Genomic DNA, 20,572 nt, shown 5'->3' with positions numbered 1-20,572 from the left:
GAACGTTGCGGACAGGTAAGAACTATTCAGTGTCATCATAAGATACGGTGCCGTCATCGATAACCTTATTGTCAACGATAACTTTGTAGCCCGCTTTTTTCCCATATGGGACCTGTAGCTCAATGACAATCGTCTCGGTAGTTGTAATCACACCTGTGTCGGCAGCTTCCGTCATGGTATGGACGGCATCATCGATATAAATCTGGTATTCCTGCGGCTGCCCAGGCACATCCGGGTCGTATTCAAGTGTTACTTCCCTTCTGATCTTTTTAGGCTGGATCTCTTCCTTCCCTTTTGAAAGGACGACAGTAACGGTATCCCCTTTGTATAACTCGGTACCCGCAGGAGGTGTTTGGGAAATGACAAGCCCTTTTTCAACTTGGTCATCGAATACGGGTTCGGCCATTTTCACCTCGAGCCCTTCCGCTTTCGCATAATCCGCAAGACTTTTTTCATTGTATCCCTTCAAGTCACGGAGAGTGATTTTTTGAGGGCCTTTGCTAATGGTAAATACGAGCTCGGTTTCTTCTGGGACAACGAGTTTTCCTTTTGGTTCGTTCTGCTTGAGAATTGTTCCCGGGTCGCTCTCATCGAATTCCTCAACAGGGCGGATCGATTTGAAGTTTTCCTTATTAAGGAGCTCTTCTACATCTTTAAATTGCCTTTCCGTGTAATCCGACAATTCGAATCTTTCCCTGCCCGAGCTGACAAACAGGTCGATCAATGCTCCTTCCTTCGCGGTATGCCCGCCAGGAGGATCAGTTTTGACTACAAGGCCTTCCTGTACCTCATCATCAGGGATTTCTTTTGTTTCACCAATCATAAACCCTACTGCTTTTAAGTCAGATATTGCTTTATCTAGGTTTCCGCCACGAACATCCGGGATTTCAACATCCTTTGCTCCGAAAATTTCCGGAAAAACCGTCACTGCCATCAGCCCTAAGAGTACGAGGGCGACAAAGGTGGACACGAGGATGATTGGCCATTTTTTCCGTTTCGTCTTCCCTTTGGCCTGGCTTTCCAGGCTTTCATTTGCTTTTTCCTGGGGATGGACAATGGTTTCATCCAGGTTCTTCAACTGATTATCGGCAGTAATGATGGGGATGGCCTTGGTAGCGTCATTGTCTTCAGGGATGGCGAATTTCGGTTCATTGACCCTCTCCGGGTATAATGACGTACGCAGGTCCTCCTCCATTTCCTCGACACTATCATAGCGGAGAAATGGGTCTTTCGCTGTCGCCTTCAGGACAATATTCTCGACGCTTTGCGGAATTTCCGGGTTCCACCTGCGGACTGAAGGCGTTTCGGATTGAAGATGTTTAAGTGCAATGGATACTGCGGATTCACCAAAAAACGGCAGCCTGCCTGTTAATAGCTCAAACAGGACGATTCCGAGGGAATAGATATCTGATTTCTTATTTGCCATCCCGCCCCTCGCCTGTTCGGGCGACAAATAATGGACTGATCCCATAACCGAGTTGGTCTGCGTTATGCTTGTCGAGCTGAGGGCCATCGCAATTCCAAAATCGGTTATTTTCACATTTCCCCTCTTGTCTATCAGGATGTTCTGAGGTTTAATGTCCCGGTGGACAATATGATTCTGGTGGGCATGGGCAATCGCCGAAGTAAGCTGCTTCATAATATCAACTGCAGCTTCTACCCTGAGCGGAGAGTATTGCTGTATGTATTGCTTCAAGGTCTGCCCATCTACAAATTCCATGACAATATAATAAAGTTCGTCTTCCTCGCCGACATCATATATGCTGACAATATTCGGATGTGCTAGGCTTGTTGCGGATTGGGCTTCCCTGTGGAATCTCCTAATGAATTCCTCATCGTTTGCAAAGTCAAGGCGGAGCATTTTGACGGCGACATTCCTGTCAAGGATCATGTCGTGGGCAAGGTAAACATTCGCCATCCCTCCGCCGCCAATCGCTTCAAGAATTTTATAGCGTCCGCTTATCCGTTTTCCAATCATCATTTAGTTATCACCCTCGCTGACTCCAGCAAACTCGACAATCGCCAGGGTAATATTATCTTCCCCTCCATACTCGTTGGCAAGGGTAATCAGCCTGGAGGCTTTTTGTTCAAGTGAAGCCTCACTTGAAAGGATATCAGCCATTTCTTTTTCATTTACCTTGTTGGAAAGGCCATCCGAACAAAGCAAAAGGGCGTCGCCTTCTTCAAACAGGATGGTGCTTAAATCCATTTCAACATTTTCCTCAGTGCCAAGTGCCCGGAGCAGGACATTTTTGCGGGGATGGTTTTCGGCATCCTCCCTTGAAATCTGGCCGGAACGCAGCAATTCGTTAACAAGGGAATGATCCTCTGTAATTTTCCTGAAGCCTGATTCGTTAAGGATATACCCCCTACTATCGCCGATATTGGCAATTGTGGCGGAATCATCAAGCATGATGGCCGCAACAATGGTCGTGCCCATCCCATCGCAAGCTTCGTTTGAGCGCGCATGCCGAAAAATAGCCGAGTTTACAAAGCTGATATGCTCTTTCAGCCACCGTTCTGCCTGGTCTGGAAGCCTGATCTCCTTAGTATTTTCCCAATAATTTTTAAGTTCGGCCAGCGCCATCCCGCTGGCAACATCCCCGGCACGATGCCCGCCCATGCCATCAGCTACAATGGCAAGGCGGTATCCGTCGGCATTAACAAAGATTCCCCCGCTGTCTTCGTTATGGCTTCTAATTCTCCCCTGGTCAGTCATATAGACCGCTCTCATCTAGCTTTTCAACTCCTCCTTGCGGGCCTTCGCCCGCAGCTGTCCGCATGCCGCATCGATGTCATGCCCCTGCTCTCGCCTGATGGTCACATTGATCCCCCTATTTTTAAGGGCTTTTTCAAAAGCAAAAATCTGGTCTTTCGGAGTTCGTACATAATCCCGTTCCGGTACATAATTGACCGGAATCAGGTTAACATGGCATTTTAGCCCTTTTAGAAGGTCAGCCAGTTCTTCAGCATGCTCAATTTGGTCATTTACCTTGCCAAATAAGCCGTATTCAAAACTGATTCTTCTGCCTGTCTTATCGATATAATACCTTACAGCTTTCATTAAGTCATCAAGTTTGTAAGCCTTGTTGATCGGCATTAGCCTGCTTCTAAGCTCCGAATTTGGAGCGTGGAGGGAAATGGCAAAATTGATTTGCATGTTTTCATCGGCAAATTGATAGATTTTTGGGATGATCCCGCTTGTTGAAACGGTAATATGGCGCGCGCCAATATTAAGCCCTTTATCATGGTTGATGATTTTCAGGAACGAGAGCATGTTGTCATAATTATCGAATGGCTCTCCTATTCCCATGATTACGACTGAGCTGACCCGTTCATCCGTTTCATCAAGTGCCTTTTGGACTTTAACAACCTGAGCGACGATTTCTCCGGACTCAAGGTGCCGCTTTAAGCCGCCAAGCGTTGAAGCGCAAAATGTACAGCCAATCCTGCAGCCGACCTGGGTCGTTACGCAAACAGAATTTCCATACTCATGGCGCATCAGCACAGTTTCGATTGAGTAGCCATCGTGCAGCTCAAATAAGAATTTAATTGTCCCATCAGCTGAAGTCTGCTGAATTGCCGTTGTGAGCGTTGTCAGATTAAAGCTTTCCTCAAGCTTTTCCCGCATCTCTTTTGACAGATTGCTCATTTCTTCAAAAGAAACAGCCCTTTTTTTATAAAGCCAGTCAAATATCTGTTCAGCCCGAAATGCCTTTTCTCCATTGTTTGTGAGCCAATCCTTCAATTCGTGAAGCTGAAGCGAATAAATGGACGTTTTTTGCTGTTCCTCAGTGTTTTTCTTTGCTGTATTTACTTGTTCCAACTGTTACACCTTCTTTCGTAGACTTGCAATATAAAACCCGTCCGAGCCGAAATCCTGCGGCATTACCTGAAGCTCGTAACCGCTAATAAACGGGCGGACCGCTTCCGGCATTCTTTCTGAAAGGGTTTCATCTGGTTCAAATTCAGGATGCCTCTCTAGGAATGCCATTACACTGCCCTGGTTTTCTCCTTTATCTACTGTACACGTACTATAGACCAGAATTCCACCTTTTTTTAACAGCGGGGCAACCGAATCGAGGAGATCATGCTGGATTTCTTCTAGCCTTCCAAGATCTTCTTCTTTTTTTGTATACTTCATATCAGGCTTTCTCCTCATTACACCCAGCCCGGAACAAGGCGCGTCCAAAAGAATACGGTCGAATGATTCGTCTTCAAACTGGCTATTGGCTTTTCGGCTATCCATTACCATCGCTTTGATATTTTGAAGGCCAAGCCTTGCAGCATTATCTTGGATGAGCTTCACCTTGTGCTCATGAAGGTCAAGGGAAACCACTTTTCCTGTACCCAACAGCCTTTCGGCGATATGGGTGCTTTTCCCTCCTGGAGCAGCGCACGCATCCAAAATTATTTCATCATTATCCACTCCAAGAGCGTAGGCTGCAAGCATTGAGCTTTCGTCCTGAATGGTCAACAGTCCAGCCTTGAAAGCTTTCGAGGAAGCAAGATTTCCTTTCAGCGAACGGACCGCCTCCGGAATGACGGGGCTCTCCTCTAGTAGTATACCTTCCTCTTCCAGAAGCTTTCCACAATCTTCCCGTGATATTTTCGAGAGATTGACCCTCGCGGTTTGTAGCGGTGCAGTCAAATTGATTTCACACATTTCCTTCGTTTTTTCATACCCGAACTGGCTGATCCATCGTTTGACGAGCCACGAAGGATGGCTTGTTTCCACGGCCAGCCTTTCCGCCGGATCTTCTATTTTCTCTAGGGAAGGGACTCCCTCCCTTTGGATACTCCTCAACACCCCGTTCACCATTGAGGCAATTCCTTTATGGCCACGCCTTTTGGCAATTTCCACTGCTTCAAATATGGCAGCCCTGTCCGGGATTTTATCAAGAAAAACCATTTGGTATACAGTGAGCTTTAAAAGGTGGATGACCCATCTTTCTATTTTTTTGCCACTTTTCAAAAAGGGTGAGAGATAGTAATCCAATGTCATGCTCCGCTGAAGCGTTCCGTACATGAGCTCGGTCAAAAGGCCGATATCCTTTTTGGGAAGCTGGTTTTTTTCAATTGTATGGTGCAGCAGCAAATTGCTGTATGCCTGGTTTTTCTCAATTGTTTCCAGAAGTTCCATAGCTGTCTCCCGGACGTTTTTTTTAATTGCCGCCATTTTTTCGGGCATTTTTAGATTGCCCTTCTCTCCTTTCAATCCAACATACAGTCCCCGTTGCTAACTGCCGAATACGTGGCCCGGCTTAAGTTTTGAACCGGCCCCGCGCAAGAATTCACTAGTTTCCATCGGCTTTTTTCCTGAAGGCTGAAGCATCAATATCTTTACCCCGGTTGCATTGCCTGAGGCAACCGTAATCCCGTCTTCTTCAATAGAGATAATTTCACCAGGTTTGTGGACGCCTTTTGCGTCTGTTTTTATACTTGACCAAAGCTTGACTACGGTGCCATCCAGTGTGGTATAGGCGACCGGCCATGGGTTCATGCCTCTGATTTGGTTATATATTTCTTCCCCCGTTTTGGCCCAGTCAATCCGTTCCTCTTCCCTTTTAATATTGAAGGCAAAAGTTGCTTCTTCCTCGTTTTGCCTTTCTGGCTGCAATTCTCCATTAAGCAGCTTCGGCATGGTTTCGGATAAAAGCTTTGCACCGGCCTCACTCAGTTTATCGTGAAGTGTTCCCACCGTATCCGTTTCCGAAATTTGAACCTCCACCTGGGTTAAAATATCCCCTGCATCAAGCTTTTCTTCCATATACATAATCGTAATCCCGGTTTTTTCCTTCCCCTGGATAATCGCGTAATGGATTGGTGCGCCGCCCCGGAGTTCGGGCAGCAATGATGCATGGACATTAATACAGCCAAACTTTGGGGCATCCAGCAATTCTCTCGGGAGTATCTGCCCAAAAGCGGCCGTTACGATAAGGTCAGGGTTATATTCAAGGACCTTATCAAGTTCTTCCCTACGTCTAATTTTTTCAGGCTGCAGAACAGGTATGCCGTGTTTTAGTGCCTCTACTTTAACCGGCGGGGGGGTAAGCACCCTTTTTCTCCCAACAGGCCTGTCCGGCTGGGTCACAACCGCAATTACTTCATAGCCGTCATTGAGCAGCTGCCTAAGGACTGGCACCGAAAAATCGGGAGTTCCCATAAAGATTATTTTTGTCATTCCCCAGTCACTCCCTCAAGTTCATCTTCTTCCAAATACCTTATCACTTTTGATGTAAACAGGATTCCGTCCAAATGATCAATTTCATGCTGGATAGCCCTGGCGAGAAAGCCATCCGCCTCAAGGGTAAAGGTCTTTCCCTTTCGGTCCTGCGCTTCGACTTTCACTTGGTTTGGCCGTGAAACCTCCCCATAAAGGCCAGGGAAGCTAAGGCAGCCTTCCGTCCCTGTCTGTTCACCAGAGACTGCAAGAATTTTAGGGTTGATCATCTCAATTGTTCCGGATTCATCATCAATATCCACGATGGCTACCCGAACCGGCTGCCCAATTTGCGGGGCGGCCAGGCCAACGCCATCAAACTCAATCATCGTTTCATACATATCATCAAGCAGCTTTGCCAGCTTTTTATCAAATTTTCCGATCTCTTTGCAAGGCTGCTCAAGTACTTCCGCTGGATACATTACAAGTTTGCGAATTGCCAAAGATTGTTCCTCCAATAACTTTTTAGGTTCTACACCACAAAAAGTGGTTTTAACTTTTTAATAATAAACCAACACGTACGGCGAAGAACCACTTTTTATTACTTTTTCCAAAAAAGGAAGCGAGTAATCCCATGGCCTTTATGCCAAAGCTTCTCTCGGGTGGAGAGGTTCCCGCTTTTTTTAAAAAAATCTTTACATTAACAAATACGGATTGATGTCAACCGATACCTGTAGCCCTCCGGCTCCCTCTTCTTTTTGATACCGGTCGAGTACCTGTTTCAGGTTTTCCGCGAGGGACGGCTCACGTTTATATTTTACGAGGCATTGATAGCGGTAGCGATCATTGATGCGCGGTATCGGCGATGCGACTGGCCCTAAAACGACAGCGTCCTCGGAAACCCTCGCCCTTAGAAACGAGGTGATTTGCTCTGTGACCGATACAGCCTTCATCAGTTGATCATGGCTGACAGTGACAAGGGCAAGATAATAAAACGGCGGGTATTTATGAACCTTTCTCGCCATCATTTCTCTTTGGTAAAATAAATCATAATTCTGGGTTCCCGCAAGTTCTATGCTGTAATGGTCAGGGGTATACGTCTGGATGACCACCTCGCCGAGAAGCTCATGGCGCCCGGCCCTTCCGCTGACCTGGGTCAATAGCTGGAAGGTTTTTTCCGCCGAGCGAAAGTCGGGCAGGTGGAGCATCGTATCAGCAGAAAGGACGCCAACAAGGGTTATATTCGGAAAATCGAGGCCCTTTGCAATCATTTGTGTTCCAAGGAGGATGTCCGCCCTTCCTTCCGAAAATTCCTTCAGCAGCCTTTCATGCGACCCCTTCCTGCCGGTTGTATCCATATCCATCCGAACTACCCGAGCATGGGGGAGGAGCTTGCCTAGTTCTTCTTCGACCTTTTGTGTTCCCGTTCCAAAGTAGCGGATGTGCTCACTCAGGCATTCCGGGCACTGGAGCGGGACATGCGATTCATATCCACAGTAATGGCATTTCATTTGCTCATTTCTCTTATGGTACGTTAACGAAATATCACAGTGCGGGCATCCTACTACATACCCGCAATCCCGGCACATGACAAATGAGGAGTGTCCCCGCTTGTTAAGGAAAAGGACGATTTGTTCCTTTTTCTCAAGCCTATCTTCCAACTTTTCAAAAAGCTTCCTTGAAAACATGGACCTGTTGCCCGACCGAAGTTCTTCCCTCATGTCGACGATTTCCACTTCCGGCATCGGCTGGTAATTCATCCTGTCCGGCAGTGTGAGAAGGGAATAAACGCCTTTTTGCGCCCTGGCGAAGGATTCTAAGGAAGGGGTGGCGCTTCCAAGTATGATAGGGCAATTGTGTTTCCCGCCTCGCTCGATTGCAGCGTCCCTTGCATGATAGCGCGGCATTTCCTCCTGCTTATAGCTCGTTTCATGCTCTTCATCAATAATGATAATCCCAAGATTTTCAAATGGAGCGAAAATAGCGGACCTGGCCCCAACGGCTACCTTTACCTCGCGCCGCTGGATTTTCCGCCATTCATCGTATTTTTCACCTGCTGAAAGCCCGCTGTGCAGGACGGCGACTTCCGCACCGAACCGTCCTTTAAACCGTTCCACCATTTGCGGGGTAAGTGAAATTTCAGGAACTAGGACAATTGCTTCCTTGCCCCTTTTAATAACATCCTGAATCGATTGCAAATAGATTTCCGTTTTTCCGCTGCCTGTGACTCCATAGAGCAAGAATACCTCATGCCGTTCCTCCGATATTGCTGCACGCACCGGGGCAATCGCTGTACTTTGGGCTGGAGTCAGGTCGAGTGGATTTGTTTTTGGAAACTCCCGGTTTTCATAAGGATCACGGTAAACCTCCAAATCCTTTTCCCCAAGTAAGCCCCGGCTAACCAGTCCTTTAATGGCTGATGCGGAAAATCCCAATTCCGACGACAGCTTCCTCGCCTCCACCGGCTCAGGATGATTGATAAAATAGTCCAGCAATTCCTTCTGCTTTACAGCCCTGCCGGATATTTCATCGAGCGCTGATTTCAGCTGTTCCGATCCAATAAGCGGAAATACATATTTCAGATGTTTTTTACCGAGCCTTTCGCGGACCTCATATAGGACTTCAACCCTTCCGGCTGCCGCTTCTTTCTGTAGGACCGTAACAAGCCCGCCCTTTACGGCATCCTCCCAGCCGATGGCCATATTGCCATCAAAGTAATGGCGGAGGCTTTCCGGCAATTCATCGATGCTAGTTCCAGGGGCGAGCTTTACTTTTTTGTCATATTTCGCTTTCAAGGCAGCAGGGAGCATTGCCTGGAAGGCGGATATTTTAAAACTGAGCGTTTTATCAGTTAGCCAGTTTCCAAGGCTAAGGAGTTCATTGTTCAAAACCGGCATCAAATCCATTGGTTCCTGAATTTCCCTAAGCTTCTTAAAATCCGAATGTTCCTTTAAGCCAATAACAAAACCCTGTACCCGCCTAGGCCCAAAAGGCACGATGACCCTCATGCCCGGTACAATCATACCTAGCCATTTATCGGGGATTTGGTAGTCAAAAGGCTTGTCCGTCTGTTTCGCAGGCACATCCACGATTACGCTAGCAATATTCATTTTCCGGCCTCCCCCGCCAGAATAGATGCTTCCCTTAATATTCTTCTCGCCACCTCGCGCTTTGCCATAAGCGGGAGGCGTTCGGATGTTCCATCACGGCGGAACATCGTTACGATATTGGTATCCGTTCCAAAACCTGCTCCACTTACTGTTACATTGTTTGCAACAATCATATCGGCATTTTTGGCTGACAGCTTCTTTTTCGCATATTCCTCAAGATTATTTGTTTCAGCAGCAAAACCAATCAGTACCTGGCTCGTTTTTCTCTTTCCGAGCTCCATCAGGATATCCTGTGTCCTTTCGAGCTCAAGCGTATCGTCTCCAGGCTGCTTCTTGACCTTATGCGTATAGGTTGTTTTTGGGCGGTAGTCCGAAACCGCAGCTGATTTTATTACAATATCCGCTGCATCAAAATAGCGGAGGACAGCATCATACATATCCGCCGCGCTCTCTACCTTAATCACTTCAGCGCCTTTTGGCGGTTCAATTGCGACCGGACCCGAGACAAGGACAACACGCGCGCCTTCCATGACGGCTGCCTCCGCGAGCGCATACCCCATTTTACCGCTCGAGTCGTTTGAAATGAATCGGACCGGATCAATTCGTTCTCTTGTCGGCCCGGCAGTGATAAGGACCGTTTTTCCAGCCAGGCTCCCTTTTTCCCTTTTAAAAAAGCAGCTGGCCAGTTCAACAATCCTTTCCGGTTCTTCAAGCCTGCCTTTTCCGACATATCCGCAGGCAAGAAAACCTTCCCCTGGCTCTATAAACCTGTAGCCAAAGCTATACAGCGTTTCAATGTTCCTTTTTACAGCTGGATGCCCATACATATGGACATTCATCGCAGGCGCTATCCATACGGGGGCTTCGGTTGCCAATAAAGTAGTAGTGACCATATTGTCGGCGATTCCGGCAGCCAATTTGCCGATCGTATTTGCGGTAGCGGGAGCGCAAATGACTAAATCCGGCCAATCCGCCAGGTCAATATGGGCAATCGCGCCCGGAATCTTCTCATCAAATGTATCCGTATATACATCATTCCTGGATAAAGCCTGGAAGGTTAAAGGTGCAACAAATTTCGCGGCTGATTCACTCATGATTACTTTTACTTGTGCACCAGCCTGCACAAGCTTGCTTGTCAGTGCCGCGGCTTTATATACAGCAATGCCTCCGGTGACGCAAAGCAGGATTTTTTTTTCTTTGAGCATTTGGCATTCCTCCGACCTTTACTGGATCAGTATTGTTTATTCCATTATGAAGGAATTCAGTGGATTTTTCACGTTTGGTTTCCTAAAAAGACAAGCGCCCTTTTAAAGGCGCTTGTTTTTTCATATAGTTCACCTGTTTCCCTTTGGTCCATATGCCATTGGGTGCAAAAAGAAAGAGGCTGACGCTGTTTTATCCAATGCCATGCCTCATTTTTTAGGGTAATATTGGTTTTTTAAATACCAGGTACACTCTACTTTTGGTCCTAGCCTGCTTACTATTCTTCTGACGTTTCCGACCTTTTCGCAACCCTGTATGAAAGCTGGCCGCCGTAGATTTCTTCTAGAGCCTTCCCGACAAATTTATGGGAAACGTATTTTTCAAGGCGCGCGCCGCCATGTTGCTGCATGTATCTTGCCCTTTTAGCAGCAACTGAAACTAGTGAGTACTTGGAATCAATTTTATTCAATAGTGAATCAATAGATGGATATAACAATTATTCCGCCTCCAGTAATTTAATGTACCGCTGTTCCACCCGTTCACGGCGGCAATGTTCCGCTGTGACGATGGCCTTAATGCGGTCACAGGCTAGCTCGATCTGATCATTCTCGACAACATAATCATAGAGATGCATCATTTCAATCTCTTCGCGTGCCGTCAACATACGGTTATGAATCAGGTCCTCTGTTTCTGTCCCACGTGTTACAATTCGGTTCTTCAACTCCGAAAGGCTCGGCGGCATCAGGAAGATGAACAACCCCTCAGGGAATTTTTCCCTTACCTGTCTGGCGCCCTTCACTTCAATCTCAAGGAATACGTCCTTCCCTGAATCTAGGGTTTCCCTTACATAATCAACAGGAGTTCCATAATAATTCCCGACATATTCAGCATATTCAAGCAGCTTGCCTTGGGATATCAGTTCCTCAAACTCTTCCCTTTTTTTAAAGAAATAATCTACCCCATGGACTTCCCCTTCACGGGGCTTCCTGGTTGTCATCGAAATGGAATATTCAAAAGAGGTATCTGGCTGGGAAAAAATCTCTTTCCTTACCGTACCCTTTCCCACGCCTGATGGCCCCGAAAGCACAATGAGCAATCCTTTTTCCTGCATTTAGCTTATCCTACCCTTCATCCGAAATATCTTCACGGTCCGAGAGCCTGCCGGCAACTGTTTCCGGCTGGACCGCCGATAAAATGACATGGTCGCTATCCATTACAATAACCGCCCTTGTCCTTCTCCCATATGTAGCATCAATCAGCGAACCGCGGTCGCGGGCATCCTGGATGATCCTCTTTATTGGGGCGGATTCGGGACTGACAATTGAAATGATCCGGTTTGCGGATACGATGTTCCCGAAGCCAATATTGATCAATTTAATGTGCATGCCGATTCTCCAGTCATCAATTTTATAATTATGCCCCGCCGGATTCTTTCTAAACGATGCCTACTCAATGTTCTGTATCTGTTCCTTCAGCTTCTCCAGCAAGCTTTTCATCTCGACTACCCGTTCGGAAATACGCGAATCGTTTGATTTTGAACCAACCGTGTTCACTTCGCGGTTCATTTCTTGAACGAGGAAGTCCAGTTTCCTCCCAATGGGGCCATCTTCATCCATTATCGCATGAAATTGGCTAATGTGGCTTTTCATCCTGGCAAGTTCTTCGTGAATATCCGATTTATCGGCGAACAGTGCTACCTCCGCTAGGAGCCTTGCTTCATCCGCCTCCCCATCAAGGAGTTCAAACATCCTTTTTTCGAGGCGATCCCTGTATTGCTGGAGTACGCTGGGGGCGTATTCATCCAACTCATTGGTTATTCTGTGGAACGAGGCTAAATGTTTGGACAAATCCTCCTGCAAAGCTGATCCTTCGGAAAGCCGCATGTGCTTTACCAATGCACCTGCATCCTCGAGGGCTTCCAGGATGGCTGCCTCAAGATCTTCATTTGCTGACTCACGTTCCTCTATATGTACAAATTCCTCACGCCCAAGTACATGTTTGAAAGCTTCGGTTGAATCAAAGCCGTACTTGGTACCGGCTTCGGACAGAAAACGATAATACCCGTCCAACAAATCCCAGTCGACGCGAAGGATCCTTTCCATTGGCCCTTCACCTTCGACAGCGATATGCACCTCGGCTCGGCCCCTGCGTATATGCCGTCCAAGAGCCTTTTTGAACTTATCTTCAGCCTTAAGTAAATAGCGCGGCATCCGGAAACTAAATTCGCAAAATCGATGATTTACCGTTTTGACTTCAACATTTACAGAAAAGGTTCCGGTTTCTTTTTTACTGCTTCCAAAACCAGTCATGCTTACAACCATAAAACGCACATCCTTTTCACTATCGAGCCGGCCAATTGGATTCCATAAAGAAAAGGCAATAGAGCCGTCTCTACTACCTTTGTGATTATATCATACCTCATTTTGTTTTTCTTGCCAAAAATGTTCCCGCGAGCAAAAAAGTTGGAATTGCTGATAAACCGCCAATGAGCAGCCAGTCCCTCATTTCAATCGAAACGGTATGGAAAACCGGCTGAAGAGGAGGGTAGTAAATAACCGCAACCATCAGGGCGGCTGATGAAACGACTGACCAAACAAGATATTTATTGCCAAACGGATTTCTTGAAAGAACAGAGATTTCGCTGCGGCAGTCAAAAACATGGATTAGCTGTGCCAGTACAAGTGTTGCGAACGCAACTGTACGTGCATAGTCAAGCTGCTCCGGGTGCCGATTGTAAATAGCCATAAAGGCGATTAATGTAACTGTTCCAATCAGGAATCCCCTGGATACGACCTTCCAGCCAAGCCCTCGTGCGAAAACTCCTTCCCTCGGACTCCTTGGTTTTCGTTTCATGACATTTTCCTCCGGTTTGTCCAATCCAAGAGCCATCGCCGGCAAACCGTCTGTCACTAGATTCACCCATAGTATTTGAATTGGAACGAGCGGAAGGGGAAGCCCGAGAATCATCGCAAAAAGCATAACAAGGATTTCTCCTACGTTCGATGCAAGCAGGTATCGGATGAACTTTCTTATATTCTCGTAAATATTCCTGCCTTCTTTTATTGCCGATTTGATTGTTGCGAAGTTATCATCCAGAAGGACAAGAGCAGAAGCCTCCTTGGCAACATCCGTCCCGGTTATGCCCATGGCAATCCCAATATCGGCAGCTTTAATCGCCGGCGCATCATTCACACCGTCACCGGTCATCGCCACAATATGGCCCCTGTTCTGCAATGCCTTGACTATTTTTAATTTATGTTCCGGGGATACGCGCGCAAATACAGATACATCCTCCACTACCTCTTCAAGCTCATCAACGGTCATGCCCGAAAGTGCCTTACCATCTATGACCCTGCTATTCGCCGAAAATATGCCAAGCTGGGCGGCGATTGCTTTAGCAGTGATTACATGGTCACCTGTAATCATAATCGTTTTTATCCCCGCCTCACGGCATTCACGGACTGCCTCCTTAACCTCCGGACGAGGAGGATCAATCATCCCCTGTACGCCAATGAACGTTAGGTCTTTTTCTGCCTCCCGCTCGTTGAGTATCACTCTTCCTGCGGGAACGGGTTTGTAAGCTATTGCAATTGTCCTTAATGCCCTGGATGCAAGGCCTTCAACCGCCCGGAGAACTTCTTGCTTTGCTGGCCCTGCCATGGCTTGGGTTTTTTGGTCCATCAGGATGTTGTTGCTTAACCCAATCAGGACGTCGGGAGCGCCTTTTGTAACAATAAAGCATCTCCCCTGCCTATCCTGGATGACAATGCTCATCATTTTTCGGGACGAATCAAAGGGGAATTCATTGATGATTTTGTATTCCTCGAGAAGATTTTTCCTTTCATAACCAGCTTTCATCGCACTGACCAGGAGAGCACCTTCCGTCGGATCGCCATCAAGTACCAGTTCATCATTCTTCATCGCCAATTCGGAGTGGTTGCATAGCATCCCGAACAGGAGCATCTGCTGCAGCTCTTTTTCATTCCTAATCTGAATTGGCTGTTGATTTTCCCCATAAAATCTTCCTTCAGGCTGATAGCCGATTCCATCGACCGTCCAGCTTTTCCCGCTGCTCCACAAATGTGTAACAGTCATTTTGTTTTGAGTCATTGTCCCGGTCTTGTCCGAACAAATGACTGAAGCACAGCCTAGTGTCTCAACGGCTGGCAGCTTTCTGACGATTGCGTTGTTCTTAATCATCTTCTGGACGCCAAGCGATAGGGCAACCGTAACAATGGCCGGTAGACCCTCGGGGATTGCCGCGACCGCAAGTGAAACTCCCGCGAGAACCATTTCGTACAGTCCATGGCCTTGGAAAAGGCCGATTACTACAACTAAGAGCGTCAGGCCGAGCGCCACCGTAATCAAAATTTTTCCAAGCTGGGTGAGCCTTCTTTGCAATGGGGTTTCAGCTGTTTCAGCGTTTTGCAGCAAGTCCGCTATTTGACCCATGGCGGTTTTCATCCCGGTAGCGATGATTGTGCCCATACCGCTTCCCCGCGTTACCATGGTGCCCATAAAAGCAATATTTTCTAAATCGCCTAGCCCAGGGTTAGGCGCCATTAGTATACCCGATTCCTTAGATACTGGAACAGATTCCCCTGTAAGGGCCGATTCCTCAATTTCCAAGCTCTTCGCCTCAATAATCCGGACATCTGCTCCTATCCTGTCACCGCTAGAGAATTTGACCACATCCCCAGGCACAGCTTCCCGGGAGGGGATTTTATGCCACATTCCACCACGGAGCACCTGGATTTGGGGGGCGGATAATTCCTTTAATGCCTGCAATGACTTTTCAGCTTTTCTCTCCTGAAAAAAGCCCAGGCAGCCATTGATTAGGACAATCATAATGATCGCGATGGCATCGATATATTCGCCCAGCAGGCCCGAAATAAGGGTTGCGGCCAACAGGACAAGGACCATGAAATCCTTGAACTGGCTAAGGAACAACAGAATCGCTGATTGTTTTTCCCCTTCGTCGAGCTCGTTATAACCGTGGATTTTTATCCTTTTCGCTGCTTCATCCATGGACAATCCAGACGAAAAGTCAGTATTCAGTGTCTCTTCCACCTGGCTTGCATTCATCTCATGGAACTTCATCCGGCCATCACACTTCCCCCTTTGATTTTTCAAAGAACGCCTTGCCGGCATTCCATACTCTCAAGTAAGCTTATTCAGACTCGTCCAAAAAAATGCTAAAATAGAAGGTGCAATCGCCACACTGTCCTGCGATGCATCAAATTATCCGAAAACTAAATTGAAAGAGCAGGTATTTCCAATGTCATTTGATGGATTATTTACAAAAGCTATGGCTAGTGAGCTTGCCAAAACCCTCACAGGGGGCAGGATCAATAAAGTACAGCAGCCGTTTAAAAATGAAATTATTCTGGTAATAAGGGCGAATGGAAAAAACCTTCGCCTGCTTCTGTCCGCACATCCGAGTTACGCAAGGGTCCAGCTTACAGGTGAAACCCACGAGAACCCGAGCGACCCCCCTATGTTCTGTATGCTCCTTAGAAAACATATTGAAGGGTATATTCTTGAAAAGGTATACCAATCCGGCAACGACAGAATCCTGATATTTGAAATCAAGGGGAGAAATGAAATAGGTGATATTAGCTACAAGCAGCTGATTGTGGAGATTATGGGGAAACACAGCAATATCATTCTTATTGATAAAAGCAGGGAAATGATTTTGGACAGCATTAAACATGTTTCGTTCGCCGTCAATACCCACCGGGCCATTCTCCCTGGGCAGCCCTATATCTATCCTCCTGAACAAAATAAACTGGATCCCTTCTCGGCAACGGAAGAGGATGTCATAAGGGCAATTGATTTCAACAGCGGGAAGCTTGATAAGCAGCTCGTCGCCGCTTTTTCAGGATTATCGCCGCTTTTTTCAAAGGAAGCAGTTTATATAAGCGGACTTGCAAACAGGACGACCCTGCCTAAAACGTTCCTATCAATGATTCGCCGGCTTCGCGATGGGGAACTGGAACCCTCGATTACAGCTGGCTCAAATAAGGAGGCTTTTTATCTTTTCCCTCTCCTTCATTTAAAGGGAGAAACACGCACCTTCAATTCCTTAAGCGAAATGCTGGAACGATATTATTTTGGTAAGGCGGAACGGGATAGGGTCAAACAGAAGGCGGGCGACCTCGATCGGTTCATCGCAAACGAAAAGGAAAAGAATGAAAAGAAGATTGAAAAACTGGAGAAAACCCTGAAGGACGCCGAGAAGGCAGAAGAATACCAGAGATTTGGAGAACTTCTTACAGCGAATATGCATGCTGCAAAAAAAGGGATGAAGGAAATAGAAGTTCTCGACTATTATGATGAAAACGGCGGGACGGCTGTGATTCCGCTCGACCCGCTAAAAACACCGTCGGAAAACGCGCAGAAATATTTTTCACGGTACCAAAAAGCCAAGAATGCAGTTCTGGCTGTAAAGGAACAAATTGAAAAAGCAGCAAAAGAAGCAGCCTACTTCGACAGCCTCCTTCAACAGCTGGAATCCGCTTCACCTAGGGATATAGAAGAGATCAGGGAAGAGCTTGCCGAAGGGGGCTACATCAGGCAGCGCGCAAAAAAGAGCGGGAAAAAGCAAACGGTTTGGAAGCCTGTATTCGATAGATATGCTTCCTCTGACGGAACAGAAATTTTGGTCGGCAAGAACAATAAACAGAATGATTACCTGACTTCAAAGCTTGCGGGCCGAGATGAAATCTGGCTTCATACGAAGGATATCCCGGGGTCCCATGTTGTTATCAGAAGCAAGGAACCATCGGAAGAAACGATTCATGAAGCCGCAGTGCTGGCAGCCTATTTCTCCAAGGCGAGGAGTTCCGGATCTGTGCCGGTCGATTATACCCAGGTTCGGCATGTAAAAAAACCCAATGGCGCTAAACCGGGGTTTGTGATATACGATAACCAGAAAACCGCCTATGTCACCCCTGATGAGGAAATGGTGTTGGCACTAAAGAAAAAAGAATAGGAAAATTATAAAAATATAAAAGCCCGGCCTTCAATTCAGGCCGGGTTTCCTTTTCATGATTGTTTCCATTCATTCGGGTTCCTGTACCAGTCCATTAACATGCCGAGCTCCTCTTCTTTAATATAGCCTTTCTCGGCAGCATTTTTGGCGAGCTCCGGAAAATCGGTAATTGTATATGTTTGAAGGCCGGCCTCTTCAAGCTTTTTCTTCCCTTTCTCAAGGCCATAGGTGAAGATCGCAACCACTCCCAAAACTTCCGCTCCAGCTTCTTTAAGCGCTTGGGCTGCTGTGATCACACTTCCTCCAGTTGAAATGAGATCCTCGATAATGACCACCTTCTGGCCTTCGTTTACTTTTCCTTCAATTTGATTGCCTTTGCCATGCCCTTTGGCACTGCTGCGGACATAGCACATTGGCAATTCCATTTCGTCACTTACCCAAGCGGCATGGGGAATTCCCGCAGTCGCTGTCCCTGCAATAACTTCCGTTTCAGGGAAATGATTATGTATTAATGAAACAAGCCCTTTTGCAATCTCTTTTCGTACTTGCGGATAGGATAAAGTAAGCCTATTATCACAGTAAATTGGTGATTTAATACCCGATGTCCATGTGAATGGCTCCTGGGGCCTTAATGTTACAGCATTGATATCTAAAAGGTGTTCGGCAATCGTTTTGCTCATCTTGCTGCTCCTTTCCACGCATTCATCCATGTTTCATAAGCTTCGACTGGCTTTTGCGCCCTTATGATCGGCCTTCCGACAACGATAGCGGAGATTCCTGTTTCCCTAGCCTTTTCTGGGGTTGCGACTCGCTTTTGATCCTGGTGGCTGTCGGTGCCCATCCTGATTCCCGGAGTCACTGTCAAAAATTCATTTCCAAGCCTTTCCCGGATTCCCCCCGCTTCCAATGCAGAGCATACGACCCCATCGAGACCGGATGATCGGGCCAGTGATGCGTAATGAAACACCGACTCCTCAAGGGAAACTTGAATAAGCTGTTCTGCCTGCATCCTCGCTTCTTCAGTACTCGTCAGTTGGGTGACAGCAACACAGGCTGGGCGCGATTCTCCGGCAGGAGTGCCGGCCTCAAGCCCTTCCATCGCAGCTTCCATCATTGATTTTCCGCCGGCTGCATGGACTGTGACCAGGTCGCAGCCGAGGCTTGAAAGCGACCTCATCGCACTCATGACGGTGTTCGGAATATCATGGAGCTTCAGGTCCAGAAAAACGCGATGGCCCCTTTCCTTCAATGTATGAACAGTCCTAGGACCTTCTTTATAAAATAATTCCATACCGACTTTCAAAAAGAGGTTATGGCCTGTAAAAGGATCCAGAAACCTCTCAACCTCAGCCATGTCCCCAAAATCAAGCGCGATGATAAGCGGGTTGTCCTGCATTGTTCCAGCTCCTTCCCCTGCATTCGAGGATATGTTCATACCCCAATTTATCTAGTAATTCAGGCAGTTCTTCTATAATCTGCGGACAGATAAACGGGTCAGTGAAGTTGGCTGTTCCAACCGCGACTGCACTTGCTCCCGCGTAAAAAAACTCAATAGCATCAGCGGCAGACTGGATGCCTCCCATGCCAATGATCGGCAAATTTGTTTTCTGGCTTACTTCATAAACCATCCTTAAGGCAACTGGTTTGACAGCTGGCCCCGAGAGCCCGCCAGTTCTATTCGCCAGTACGGGCTTAGCCGTTTTCAAATCGATTCTCATTCCAAGCAAGGTATTGATCATCGTCAGGCCGTCCGCGCCCCCAGCTTCCGCGGCAAGGGCAATCTCCACAATATTAGTAACATTGGGCGAAAGTTTCACATATACAGGAACTGCAGAAACATTCTTTATTTTTTTCGTCAATTCCTTTAAAACGGCAGGGTCAGTCCCAAAGGCAATCCCGCCTTCCTTCACATTTGGGCACGATACATTCAATTCTAGGGCACGGACATTCGCAGCCTTTGAAATATGCCTTGCCACTTCGATATATTCTTCTTCGGTAGAGCCGGCGATATTTGCAATAATCGGAACGTTGAATTGTTCCAGCCAGGGAAGTTCCGTTGCGATAATTTCCTGATAGCCGGGGTTTTGGAGGCCGATTGCGTTAAGCATCCCAGAAGGTGTTTCAGCCACCCTTGGCGTCGGATTTCCGAACCGCGGCTTGCCGGTTGCGGCCTTAATCATAATCGCTCCAAGTACGTCCAAATCATATAGCTGGCTAAACTCCCTGCCAAAACCGAAGCAGCCGGAAGCGGGCATAACTGGATTTTTCAGGCTCAATCCCGGCAAAGTTATATCAAGTCTGTTCATAATACTACCTCCCCAGCACGGAAAACCGGACCGTCACTGCAAACCTTCTTATAGGCATGGCCAAGGAGGTCGCCCTGTACCCTGCAGACACAGGCGAAACATGCGCCAATGCCGCATCCCATCCGTTCCTCAAGTGAAAGGAACACTTTCTTATCCGGAAATCCAGCCTCCAAAGCCTTTAGCATCGGAACCGGACCGCACGCAAAAATACTATCAAACTCTAACTTCCTAGAGGCTATGACATCTGTTACGAAGCCTTTTTCCCCATGTGAACCATCTACTGTTGCAATATATGTCCTTCCTAAAAGTGAAAACTCATTTTCATAGAAAACAACCGATGACGTTTGGAAACCAAGAACGTGTATGACGTTGACTCCTCTTTGTGTAAGCTGGCGGGAAAGTTCATAAAGTGGTGGTACGCCAATCCCTCCGCCTACAAGCAGGGCTGTACTTTCAGGCTCAGTCTCTTCGATGGGAAAACCGTTTCCGAGAGGACCGAGAATATCAATTGTCATCCCCTTTCCTGCTTGAGATAACAAGGAGGTTCCCTGCCCCTCGGCGCGGTACAGCATCGTAAATTGGCTGTTTCCCCTATCGATTGAACAAATACTGATTGGCCTCCTTAAAAGTGGGCCGGCCGGTCCGCCTGTCTTGATATGGACAAACTGCCCCGGCACCGCGGTCATCGCTGCATCTCCCTCAACGGTTAGCCTAAAAATTGATTCCGCTATTTCAGCCTGGTCAACTACCCTGCATAATTCCTTCGTAATCACTTCAACACGTCCTTCCCGAAACC

18 protein-coding genes are annotated in these 20,572 nt (G+C 47.2%); 1 reads left to right on the top strand and 17 read right to left on the bottom strand.

What is annotated here, in order from left to right:
• Nucleotides 1-22: 22 nt before the first annotated feature.
• The 13 genes from pknB to AR337_RS00650 all read right to left on the bottom strand — a co-directional run bounded on the left by pknB (nt 23) and on the right by AR337_RS00650 (nt 15,576).
• Nucleotides 23-1,981 carry a Stk1 family PASTA domain-containing Ser/Thr kinase gene (pknB, locus tag AR337_RS00710; protein WP_059170092.1) on the bottom strand — a complete coding sequence of 653 codons (1,959 nt, stop codon included), beginning with the start codon at nt 1,979-1,981 and terminating at the stop codon, nt 23-25.
• Nucleotides 1,982-2,734, bottom strand: coding sequence for a Stp1/IreP family PP2C-type Ser/Thr phosphatase (locus AR337_RS00705; protein ID WP_059170091.1), 753 nt, complete (start codon nt 2,732-2,734; stop codon nt 1,982-1,984).
• Nucleotides 2,735-3,826, bottom strand: a complete 1,092-nt coding sequence (gene rlmN / locus AR337_RS00700) for a 23S rRNA (adenine(2503)-C(2))-methyltransferase RlmN (protein WP_059170090.1) — start codon at nt 3,824-3,826, stop codon at nt 2,735-2,737.
• 3 nt (nt 3,827-3,829) lie between these two features.
• A complete protein-coding gene (rsmB, locus tag AR337_RS00695; RefSeq protein WP_059170808.1) occupies nt 3,830-5,179 on the bottom strand; it encodes a 16S rRNA (cytosine(967)-C(5))-methyltransferase RsmB in 1,350 nt (449 codons plus the stop codon).
• Nucleotides 5,180-5,239: 60 nt separating this feature from the next.
• A complete protein-coding gene (gene fmt, locus AR337_RS00690; protein WP_059170089.1) occupies nt 5,240-6,184 on the bottom strand; it encodes a methionyl-tRNA formyltransferase in 945 nt (314 codons plus the stop codon).
• Entirely contained in the window at nt 6,181-6,666 is a 486-nt protein-coding gene (gene def / locus AR337_RS00685; protein ID WP_059170088.1) for a peptide deformylase, read from the bottom strand. The genes fmt and def overlap by 4 nt, the downstream gene beginning before the upstream one ends.
• A 192-nt stretch (nt 6,667-6,858) precedes the next feature.
• Complete coding sequence (gene priA / locus AR337_RS00680) at nt 6,859-9,273, bottom strand: primosomal protein N' (protein ID WP_059170087.1); 2,415 nt, start codon at nt 9,271-9,273, stop codon at nt 6,859-6,861.
• Nucleotides 9,270-10,478: a bifunctional phosphopantothenoylcysteine decarboxylase/phosphopantothenate--cysteine ligase CoaBC gene (gene coaBC, locus AR337_RS00675; RefSeq protein WP_059170086.1), complete on the bottom strand. Its 1,209-nt coding sequence runs from the start codon at nt 10,476-10,478 to the stop codon at nt 9,270-9,272. The genes priA and coaBC overlap by 4 nt, the downstream gene beginning before the upstream one ends.
• Nucleotides 10,479-10,753: 275 nt before the next feature.
• On the bottom strand, nt 10,754-10,972 hold the full coding sequence (gene rpoZ / locus AR337_RS00670; RefSeq protein WP_059170085.1) for a DNA-directed RNA polymerase subunit omega: 219 nt from the start codon (nt 10,970-10,972) through the stop codon (nt 10,754-10,756).
• Entirely contained in the window at nt 10,973-11,587 is a 615-nt protein-coding gene (gene gmk / locus AR337_RS00665; protein WP_059170084.1) for a guanylate kinase, read from the bottom strand.
• Between the two features lie 10 nt (nt 11,588-11,597).
• Nucleotides 11,598-11,861, bottom strand: a complete 264-nt coding sequence (remA, locus tag AR337_RS00660; RefSeq protein ID WP_059170083.1) for an extracellular matrix/biofilm regulator RemA — start codon at nt 11,859-11,861, stop codon at nt 11,598-11,600.
• A gap of 60 nt (nt 11,862-11,921) precedes the next feature.
• Complete coding sequence (locus AR337_RS00655; RefSeq protein ID WP_059170082.1) at nt 11,922-12,797, bottom strand: YicC/YloC family endoribonuclease; 876 nt, start codon at nt 12,795-12,797, stop codon at nt 11,922-11,924.
• Between the two features lie 97 nt (nt 12,798-12,894).
• A complete protein-coding gene (locus AR337_RS00650; protein ID WP_059170081.1) occupies nt 12,895-15,576 on the bottom strand; it encodes a cation-translocating P-type ATPase in 2,682 nt (893 codons plus the stop codon).
• Between the two features lie 178 nt (nt 15,577-15,754).
• On the opposite strand from AR337_RS00650, the gene AR337_RS00645 reads away from it, so the two are divergent.
• Complete coding sequence (locus AR337_RS00645) at nt 15,755-17,470, top strand: NFACT family protein (RefSeq protein ID WP_059170080.1); 1,716 nt, start codon at nt 15,755-15,757, stop codon at nt 17,468-17,470.
• A gap of 53 nt (nt 17,471-17,523) precedes the next feature.
• Here AR337_RS00645 and pyrE read toward each other — a convergent pair whose 3' ends face one another.
• The 4 genes from pyrE to AR337_RS00625 are packed head-to-tail and all read right to left on the bottom strand — an operon-like array spanning nt 17,524 to nt 20,549.
• Complete coding sequence (gene pyrE, locus AR337_RS00640) at nt 17,524-18,150, bottom strand: orotate phosphoribosyltransferase (RefSeq protein ID WP_059170079.1); 627 nt, start codon at nt 18,148-18,150, stop codon at nt 17,524-17,526.
• Entirely contained in the window at nt 18,147-18,866 is a 720-nt protein-coding gene (gene pyrF, locus AR337_RS00635; protein WP_059170078.1) for an orotidine-5'-phosphate decarboxylase, read from the bottom strand. Before pyrF ends, pyrE begins: the two co-directional genes overlap by 4 nt.
• Entirely contained in the window at nt 18,835-19,776 is a 942-nt protein-coding gene (locus AR337_RS00630) for a dihydroorotate dehydrogenase (RefSeq protein ID WP_059170077.1), read from the bottom strand. The genes pyrF and AR337_RS00630 overlap by 32 nt, the downstream gene beginning before the upstream one ends.
• Nucleotides 19,773-20,549: a dihydroorotate dehydrogenase electron transfer subunit gene (locus tag AR337_RS00625; RefSeq protein WP_059170076.1), complete on the bottom strand. Its 777-nt coding sequence runs from the start codon at nt 20,547-20,549 to the stop codon at nt 19,773-19,775. The genes AR337_RS00630 and AR337_RS00625 overlap by 4 nt, the downstream gene beginning before the upstream one ends.
• Nucleotides 20,550-20,572: the final 23 nt, after the last annotated feature.

The sequence above is a fragment of the Bacillus sp. FJAT-27445 genome (genome assembly GCF_001510665.1).
Classification (GTDB): domain Bacteria; phylum Bacillota; class Bacilli; order Bacillales; family Cytobacillaceae; genus Bacillus_D.
The sequence above is the reverse complement of the archived record's forward strand: the minus strand, read 5'-3'. Positions and strand labels throughout refer to the sequence as shown.